Origin of the sequence: Bartonella sp. MM73XJBT.G (genome assembly GCF_028618435.1) — a bacterium.
Taxonomy (GTDB): Bacteria; Pseudomonadota; Alphaproteobacteria; order Rhizobiales; family Rhizobiaceae; genus Bartonella.
Map to the genome: position 1 here is coordinate 1 of NZ_JAQISW010000064.1, position 2,075 is coordinate 2,075.

Sequence of the window (2,075 nt, forward strand, 5' to 3'; positions counted from 1 at the left end):
GCGCGAAGGGGACGGGTGCCGTCGTCAACTTCGACAACTTCAACACCGTGTAGAAAACCTGTTGCCATACTTTATGCTCCTTTAAATATTGGTGAATGAAAATGAATGGGAAAAAATGAGAGGTAAAAGCCGCTCTTGAGAAAGGTTTGTTTTCAACAAGCACTTTCTTTTTATAAATATCTTGACTTGGTACCAAAATGGTACTATAGCTAATAAAAATCAGGATATACTTATGAAAATTGTTAAAATCTCCACACTTCAAACTTTTTGGACTCGATATCCTGATGCTGAACAACCATTAAAAGCATGGGTAGATGAAGCTAAAAACGCACAATGGCGTTCTCCTCATGACATTAAAGAGAAATATAAAAATGCAAGCATATTAAAGAATAATCGTGTTGTTTTTAATATTAGAGGCAATGACTATCGTTTAATTGTTTCAATCTTTTATCCAGCAGGTTGGCTTTACATAAAGTTTATAGGGACGCATAAACAGTATGATGCGATTGATGCCAACACTGTAGAACTAAAGGAATTTAAGAAATGAATATCAAACCAATTCGTACAGAGAGAGATTATCAAGAAGCTTTAGAAATTGTGTCTGCAATGTTTGACAATCAACCTAAAGAGAATACTCCAGAATTTGATCAAATGGAGGTTCTTGTGTTGTTGATTGAAGCTTATGAAACAGAACATTATCCTATTTCTCCTCCTCATCCTATTGAGGCTATTAAATTTAGAATGGAACAAATGAACTTAACCGCCAAAGACCTCGTTCCGGCAATTGGACATTTAAATCGCGTTTATGAAATACTGAGTGGTAAAAGAAAATTAACACTGCGTATGATTAAAAACTTGCACCAACAGTTTAACATCCCATTAGAAAGCCTAATAGCTTAGACTTGTTTTTCTTTTCTCCACCTCATGCGTAAAGAGAAGGATAGGCGCATGGAGGGGATAAATTTGCACGTCAACATCAAGGATTTTACAACCGCATCAAAGGCTGTCTGATCAAATATTGCTAAAAACTTAGATCCCTTGCCATTCTTAATAAAGTGAATACGAAGTTTAAATTCTATTGTCATCTTGCTCTCCAAATCAATGAAGAGACCATAACAACAAGTGCACTCTTACATAAGACTGACACTGTCAGTCAAAAAAGCTCTTTCAAAGGGCTTTAAAGGACTTAAAAATTATACAAGCTTTCTTATAGAACAGCTATCCATTTGACTTGCGCTCTCTTTGGTTTTGTATTCATTCTTTCCATAATCTTATAAGAACAGCGCCATCAGCTCCAGCACCACTTGGAGAAGAATCGGCATGAGAACCAGCACCCCCACCACCAAAGCCACGCCCTGCTTTTCCTGAACTATAGGAACCTTGTCCCGTTCCTCCAGCCCCACCCCTTGATGTATCACCCCCAGCATCACCTCCGTTACCGCTTGTCTTACCAGTCACTCCATCCGTTCCAGCACAACCATTGCCGCCTTTAGCAATTCCTGGATGTTCGTCTGTTGCTAAACCAAAATTTCCTCCCACGCCTCCAGCACCACCAGAGCCTGAATAGTAGTAAGTAGTACCACCAACAAAATTTGCGCGAGAGTTATCGTAATAAGCACTCCCACCACCATGCCCCCCTGTAGCGGTAATAAAATTCTTTCCAACAACTGTTGTTCCTCCAGAATTACCTTTTACATAGCGTTTTGCAACAGCAGCTCCTCCTTTTCCAATTGTGATATCTTGATGACCATTTAAACTCGCTTTATAGCCATACCACACGCTACAACCGCCACCGCCGCCACCGCCGCCTAATCTTGGTGTATCCGCACCACCACCACTACCCCCACCACCCCATGCTTGTATCTCAACTTTGGTTTTATCTGTGACCCAATCGGGCCACTGAATTTTTCCGTTCTGCGTATAGAGCAACTCAGCATCGGCAAGAGCCGGCCAATTGGTGATTTTATCGGTCAAATCTTTTTTAAGACTCTTTATCCCTGCCAAGATGGCTGCATCCACTTGCGCCTTCGTATAAACAACATCACCATCGATTCTCAAAGGTCCTTTAAGCGAGC

At 40.7% G+C, this 2,075-nt stretch carries 4 protein-coding genes; 2 read left to right on the top strand and 2 right to left on the bottom strand.

Features of this window, described 5'->3' with window-relative positions:
- Positions 1-232 precede the first annotated feature (232 nt).
- Together PVV59_RS09750 and PVV59_RS09755 are read left to right on the top strand one after the other, a co-directional pair.
- The gene (locus PVV59_RS09750) at positions 233-547 is read left to right on the top strand and encodes a type II toxin-antitoxin system HigB family toxin (RefSeq protein WP_019220259.1); all 315 of its coding nucleotides are present in this window, start codon (positions 233-235) and stop codon (positions 545-547) included.
- Positions 544-900, top strand: a complete 357-nt coding sequence (locus PVV59_RS09755; protein WP_273755882.1) for a type II toxin-antitoxin system HigA family antitoxin — start codon at positions 544-546, stop codon at positions 898-900. The genes PVV59_RS09750 and PVV59_RS09755 overlap by 4 nt, the downstream gene beginning before the upstream one ends.
- Here PVV59_RS09755 and PVV59_RS09760 read toward each other — a convergent pair.
- Positions 897-1,085: a hypothetical protein gene (locus PVV59_RS09760; RefSeq protein ID WP_273755883.1), complete on the bottom strand. Its 189-nt coding sequence runs from the start codon at positions 1,083-1,085 to the stop codon at positions 897-899. The genes PVV59_RS09755 and PVV59_RS09760 overlap by 4 nt on opposite strands.
- Positions 1,086-1,254: 169 nt before the next feature.
- Positions 1,255-2,075 (bottom strand): glycine-rich domain-containing protein (locus PVV59_RS09765; RefSeq protein ID WP_342753312.1); only part of this gene is annotated, 821 nt, incomplete at its 5' end.